General features: G+C 65.1%; 7 protein-coding genes. 5 read left to right on the top strand and 2 right to left on the bottom strand.

Annotated features, from left to right (window positions below; genetic code table 11):
• Positions 1–171: 171 nt before the first annotated feature.
• The 3 genes from FXB41_RS31665 to FXB41_RS31655 all read left to right on the top strand — a co-directional run bounded on the left by FXB41_RS31665 (position 172) and on the right by FXB41_RS31655 (position 2,620).
• The gene (locus FXB41_RS31665; protein ID WP_219684570.1) at positions 172–474 is read left to right on the top strand and encodes a DUF6460 domain-containing protein; all 303 of its coding nucleotides are present in this window, start codon (positions 172–174) and stop codon (positions 472–474) included.
• A gap of 78 nt (positions 475–552) precedes the next feature.
• Positions 553–1,287 (top strand): MBL fold metallo-hydrolase, encoded by a 735-nt coding sequence (locus FXB41_RS31660; protein ID WP_219684569.1) that lies wholly within the window; start codon positions 553–555, stop codon positions 1,285–1,287.
• A gap of 1 nt (position 1,288) precedes the next feature.
• The gene (locus tag FXB41_RS31655) at positions 1,289–2,620 is read left to right on the top strand and encodes an MATE family efflux transporter (RefSeq protein WP_219684568.1); all 1,332 of its coding nucleotides are present in this window, start codon (positions 1,289–1,291) and stop codon (positions 2,618–2,620) included.
• Positions 2,621–2,720: 100 nt separating this feature from the next.
• Here FXB41_RS31655 and FXB41_RS31650 read toward each other — a convergent pair whose 3' ends face one another.
• Positions 2,721–3,818, bottom strand: a complete 1,098-nt coding sequence (locus FXB41_RS31650) for a quinone-dependent dihydroorotate dehydrogenase (RefSeq protein ID WP_007599377.1) — start codon at positions 3,816–3,818, stop codon at positions 2,721–2,723.
• A complete protein-coding gene (locus tag FXB41_RS31645) occupies positions 3,815–4,159 on the bottom strand; it encodes a DUF952 domain-containing protein (RefSeq protein WP_007599376.1) in 345 nt (114 codons plus the stop codon). Before FXB41_RS31645 ends, FXB41_RS31650 begins: the two co-directional genes overlap by 4 nt.
• Before the next feature lie 290 nt (positions 4,160–4,449).
• On the opposite strand from FXB41_RS31645, the gene FXB41_RS31640 reads away from it, so the two are divergent.
• Positions 4,450–5,103 carry a S24 family peptidase gene (locus tag FXB41_RS31640; RefSeq protein WP_219684567.1) on the top strand — a complete coding sequence of 218 codons (654 nt, stop codon included), beginning with the start codon at positions 4,450–4,452 and terminating at the stop codon, positions 5,101–5,103.
• Between the two features lie 139 nt (positions 5,104–5,242).
• Positions 5,243–5,989: a carbonic anhydrase gene (locus FXB41_RS31635; protein ID WP_219684566.1), complete on the top strand. Its 747-nt coding sequence runs from the start codon at positions 5,243–5,245 to the stop codon at positions 5,987–5,989.
• Positions 5,990–6,000 lie beyond the last annotated feature (11 nt).

Here is a 6,000-nt window from a genome sequence, read left to right as displayed (position 1 = left end):
CCCTCGCAAGCGGGAGAGGTTGCAGCGAGCCTGCGGCACGATCATCTCGCAACGAAGGCGTACCCGCCCTGCCCGAATTAAAATCCCGTAAGCCGATTGACGCCCCGTTGCGGGTTCCCCATGTCCCCCGCCTTGCCCTATGATAGGGTCGAATCCCCTGAGGAGTTTGAGATGGCCCACGACGTCAGAGATTTGCCGGCCGGCCGCGGTGACGGCCTGAACCGCTTTCTCGGCGGCTCGCCGCTGGCGGTCGCGTTTCGCCTGGTGCTGCTCTCGATCCTTGTCGGCGTCGTGCTGGCGGCGATCGGCTTCGATCCCTGGAATATCATCTTAAGCATTCGTCTTCTGTTCCAGCGTTTGTGGGATCTCGGCTTCGACACCGTGAACTGGCTGTGGCGCTACTTCCTGCTCGGCGCTGTCATCGTGATTCCGATCTGGCTGCTGATGCGCGTTTTCGGTGCGCCGCGCAGGTAAGTCGTTAGTTTTGAGCATGATCTTGTCGGAAAACCGCTTCACACTTTTCCGGATCATGCTCTAGGGAGCTCGCGGCCGATGCAATTGCGCTTTGTCGGCTGCGGCGACGCCTTCGGATCGGGCGGCAGGCTCAACACCTGCTTCCACGTCTCGGGGCGCGAGGCCAACTTCCTGATCGATTGCGGCGCGTCGGCTCTGCCGGCGCTGAAGCGACTCGAGATCGACTGCAATGAGATCGATCTCATCCTGATCACGCATTTCCACGGCGACCATTTTGCCGGGCTGCCGTTTGTCCTGCTCGACGCGCAATTCTCGCGGCGGACGCGGCCGCTCACCATCGCCGGCCCCAAAGGCATCGAGACGCGGCTGCGTACGGTGATGGAGGCTCTGTTCGAGCATTCCTCCAAGACGGACCGGCGCTTCGAGCTGTCGGTCGTCGAGCTCGCGCCCGGGCAGAGCCAAAGCTTCGGCGCGGTGACGGTGACGCCCTATCCCGTCGTGCACGGCGAATCCGGCGGACCGTTCCTCGCCTATCGCATCGAGGCCGAGGGCCGCACGCTGGCCTACAGCGCCGATACCGAATGGACGGAGACGCTCATTCCGCTGGCGCATAGCGCGGACCTTTTCATCGTCGAGGCCTATATGTACGAGAAGGTGGTCAAGAATCACCTCAGCCTGAAGACCTTGGAACAGCACCTGCCCGAAATTAGCGCAAAACGCCTCGTCCTCACCCATATGAGCGAAGACGTGCTGTCGCGCCTCGACGACATCGCCCATCTCGCCGCCGAAGACGGCATGGTGCTCGTGTTCTGACATGCACGCACCCGTTCACTTGAAGATCGGTTCCCGTCAGGTCTTCGCCATCGCAGGCCCGGCGATGGTCGCCAACCTCACCACGCCGTTGATCGGGGTGGTCTCGACCACCGCGATCGGACGGCTCGACGATGCCGCGCTGCTCGGCGGCGTCGCAATCGCGTCCGTCATCTTCGATTGCCTGTTCTGGCTGTTCGGCTTCCTGCGCATGAGCACGCTCGCCTTCACGGCGCAGGCGCTCGGCGCCGGCGAGACGCGCGAGCTGACCGCGATCCTGGTGCGCGGCTTCATCGTCGCGGGCCTGATCGGCATGGCCCTGATCGCGCTGCAACTGCCGCTGGCCGCCGTGCTGTTCGACCTGATGGGCGGCAGCGAAGGCGTCACGCGCGCGGCGAAGACCTATTTCGTGATCCGGATCTGGTCGGCGCCGCTGGCGCTCGCCAATTACGTCATCCTCGGCTGGCTGGTCGGCCAGGCCCGCGCCAATCCGGCGCTCGCGCTCCAAATTGTCATCAATCTCGTCAACGCGGCCGCGACGATCCTGCTGGTGCTGGTCTACGACACCGGCATCGCCGGTGCTGCGATCGCCGCGCTGCTGTCCGAAGCGGCCGGATTCGGGCTCGGCATGATGGTCTGCCGCCGCTATGCGGACGGTGGGTTCGCGGTGTCATACGCAGAGCTGTTCGACCGGGCCAAGCTGATGCGGCTGCTGGCGGTGAATTCCGACATCCTGATCCGCACCGCGGCGCTGATCGCGGTGTTTCTGTTTTTCACCGCCAAGGGCGCGCGGGCTGGCGACGTCACGCTGGCCGCCAATTCCGTGCTCAACAATTTTCTGCTGGTCAGCGCCTTCTTCCTCGACGGTCTTGCCAACGCAGCCCAGCAGCTTTGCGGCCGTACGCTTGGCGCACGCGACGCCAGGGGATTTGCGGATTCGACCCGGCTGGTGCTGCTATGGGGGCTCGGCTTCGCGCTGGTCGTGTCCGCGCTGTTTGCGCTGTTCGGACCGAACTTGATCGATTTCATGACGACGAGCGAAGCCGTCCGTCGCGGCGCCCGGGAATTCCTGCCGTTCGTCGTGCTTGCGCCGATTCCCGGCGTGTTCGCCTTCGGCTTCGACGGCATCTATATCGGCGCGACCTGGGCGCGCGAGATGCGCAATCTGATGCTGGCCTCACTCGCGATCTTCCTCGCCACCTGGTGGGCGCTGCAATCGTTCGGCAATGCCGGGCTGTGGAGCGCGCTGATCGCCTCCTACGTCTCGCGCGGCGGCTTGCAGGCCGCGCGCTATCCGGCGCTGTACAGGAAGACGTTTTCGAAGCAGTCGCTGTAACGCGTAGCCCGGATGGAGCGAAAGCGTAATCCGGGACCTTCGCGTCCGCGGATAGAATCCCGGATTGGGCTTCGCTCCATCCGGGCTACGCGGCGAAGAGCTACATCCCCGGCCAGGCTTCCGCCGTCAACGTGGCGGCGTCGGAGCCGACGATCTCGGAGAGAGAATCCCGCCCGGTGCGCAATAGGGTCGAGGCGAGATCGCGCTTGATCTCGTCGACGAGGCCGAGGCCCTTGTAGACCAGCGACGAATAGAGCTGGATCAGGCTCGCGCCGGCGCGGATTTTCGTCAGCGCGGCGCCGCCCGAGTCCACACCGCCGACGCCGATCAGGGGGAATGCGCCCTCGACCCGCACATAGGTTTCCGCGACCATCCGCGTCGACAGCCGGAACAGCGGCCGGCCGGACAGGCCGCCCTGCTCCTTGGCGCGCATTTCCTCGCGCAGCGTGCTCGGCCGCGCGATCGTGGTGTTCGACACGATCATGCCGTCGACCCGGCGCGAGCGTGCGACCTGCACGACGTCGTCGAGCTGGGCGAGGCTCAAATCCGGCGCGATCTTGAGCAGCACCGGCGTGTCGCCGGCCTTTTGCCGCACCCGCTCGCGCGCGTCGATCACCCTGGCGAGGAGATCGTCGAGCAGCGCGCCTTCCTGCAGATTGCGCAGGCCCGGCGTGTTCGGCGAGGAAACGTTGACGGTGAAATAGCTCGCGACCGGCGCAAATGTCTCGATCAGCTTGACGTAGTCATTGACGCGGTCGGGTGAATCCTTGTTGGCGCCGACATTGACGCCGACGATGCCGCCGTGCTGCGCGCGCGCCGCGAGCCTGCGCAGCGCTGTCTCCGCGCCGTCATTGTTGAAGCCCATGCGGTTGATCACGGCCTCGTCGCGCTCCAGACGAAACAGCCGCGGCCGCGGATTGCCGCTTTGCGGCTTCGGCGTCACCGAGCCGATCTCGACGAAGCCGAAGCCGAGCCGCAGCAGCGCATCTGGCACTTCGGCGCTCTTGTCGAAGCCCGCGGCCATGCCGATCGGATTGGGGAAGTTGAGCCCGAACGCACGCACCGCAAGCTTGGGATCGTCAGCGTGCGGCTTGCCCGGCGGCAGGAAGCGCAGGCCCTGGATCGCGAGGCGATGCGCATCCTCCGGATCGAGCCAACGCAACACCGGCAGCGAGAGAGCGTCGAAAGCGCGGATCACGGGGCAAGCTCCGGAACATCGTGGCCACCGTCGGAGCGCGTGTTGAGGTTCATCACGGCAATCACCGCACCGAGATCGAGTTCGCCATAGAGATGCGGAAACAGCTCCTCATTGCGCGAACGCTCCCAGCGCAATGCGCTACCGAGCGCATCGCCGTCGACCTCGACCAGGAACAGCGCGCGCTGCCCGACATAATGCTTGTGCAGGGTCTCGGGAACCTGGGCGGCGGTCGAGAAATGGATGAATCCGTCGCGCGAATCGTCCGCGCTGCCGCGGTAGACGCCCTGCCGTTCCGCCTCACGCCAGGCCGAGGCCGGACAGATTTTGTAGATCTTGACCACCGCTTACGCAGCCCTGTTTGCTCGTTGAGTCTTTTGGGGTTTTTGGGTCGTGCGGGTCCCTGAAACCCGGGCGCGACCGTAATGGCCGCCCCCTCCGAACTCAAGACTTAGAGCCATTTCCGTTCCGATGAAATCGAAGCGGAGCGCCAATTTCCTGCTTTGACGCGTTTCCTGGTGCGAACCGGTAACCGGTTCGCTTGAAAACACGCTCAGCGCGCCCCTTGCGCAAAAAGCGGAAAACCGGTTGATTCGAGGATAGTTTTCCTGAGTTGCGACGGGCTGGACCTTTCATGGTCAGGCAGGCCAAAGCGCAGAGGATCCTCACTCACGACCAGATCTGGGGCGCGCTGGATCGGCTGGCGGCGCGCGCCGGCTTGTCGCCGTCGGGCCTCGCCAAGCGCGCCGGGCTCGATCCCACCACCTTCAACAAGTCCAAGCGCGTCACCTCCGACGGCCGCGAGCGCTGGCCCTCGACCGAATCGATCGCGAAAGCGCTGGCGGCGGCAGATTCCTCGATCGACATTTTTGCCAGGCTGGTCGGCGACGAGGCAGGCGGCGGCCGCTCGGTGCCGCTGCTCGGCTTGGCACTGGCGGGCGCGAGCGGCGCCTTCGACGAGTCCGGCCTTCCCATCGGCAAGAGCTGGACCGAATTTGCCCTTCCCGCCGCCGAGGACAACCACAGCTTCGCGCTGCAGATTTCCGGCGACGCGCTTGCGCCCGCCTATCGCGACGGCGATATCATCCTGGTCGCGCCCGGCGTGCCGATCCGTAAAGGGGATCGCGTGGTGGTGAAGACTAAGGCGGGCGAGGTGACGGTGGCGACGCTGAAGCGCCGCACCGCAAAGGCTGTGGATTTGCAGCCGCTCGATGCCTCCCAGGCCGAGCGCAGGATGGCGGTGAGCGAGGTCGGCTGGATCGCGCGGATCGTGTGGGCAAGCCAGTGATCGCGTCTCGCTTGGCGTCGTGACCGGGCGATGATTTCAGCCGCGCCGCATCCGCCGCAGGCAGCCTTGCGACTCAGCGTCTCTCTCGCATAGGTTGCGGCCACTCATTGCCGAGCAAATTCATGTCAGGGGGAATATGATGGATCGCCGTCACGCATTGAAGGCCCTCGCAGGTCTTGCGCTTTGTCCGCTCTGCAAGCCGGCCTTCGCCGCCGAAGGTGCGCATTGGAGTTATGAAGGCGCCGGCGCCAAATGGGGCGATCTCGACGCGGCCAACAAGGCCTGCGCGGTCGGCCTGCAACAATCGCCGATCGACATCGAGGCGACGGTCAAATCGCAACTGCCCGCGCTGAAGCTGAACTGGGGCAAGAGCGCCGACACCATCGTCAACAACGGGCACACGATCCAGCTCAACTTCACCGAGGGCAGCACGCTCACGCTCGGCGACGTCAAATACAAGCTGCTCCAGGTGCATTTCCACCGGCCGAGCGAGCACATGATCGGCGGCAAGAATTTTCCGATGGAGGCGCATTTCGTCCACCGCAACGATGCCGGCGGGCTCGCCGTGGTCGGCGTGCTGATGGCCGAGGGCAGGCCGAGCCCTGCCTTCGGCAAGATCGTCAAGACCATGCCGGCCGCGGAAGGCCCCGCCGTGAAGGCGGATTCGACCATCGATCCCCACGCCATGCTGCCCACGAGGCTCAGCTACTTCCGCTATCCCGGCTCGCTGACGACGCCGCCTTGCTCAGAAGTGGTCGAGTGGCTGTTGTTGACGACCCCCATCCAGGTGTCGGCCACCGACGTCGCCGCATTCGCAAAGCTCTACCCGATGAACGCGCGTCCGGTGCAGAAGGATAACCGGCGCTACGTGCTGCGGTCGACCTGAGCGGGGGGCTG

Origin of the sequence: Bradyrhizobium canariense (genome assembly GCF_019402665.1) — a bacterium.
GTDB lineage: Bacteria > Pseudomonadota > Alphaproteobacteria > Rhizobiales > Xanthobacteraceae > Bradyrhizobium > Bradyrhizobium canariense.
This window is presented reverse-complemented; position numbering and strand designations above follow the sequence as displayed.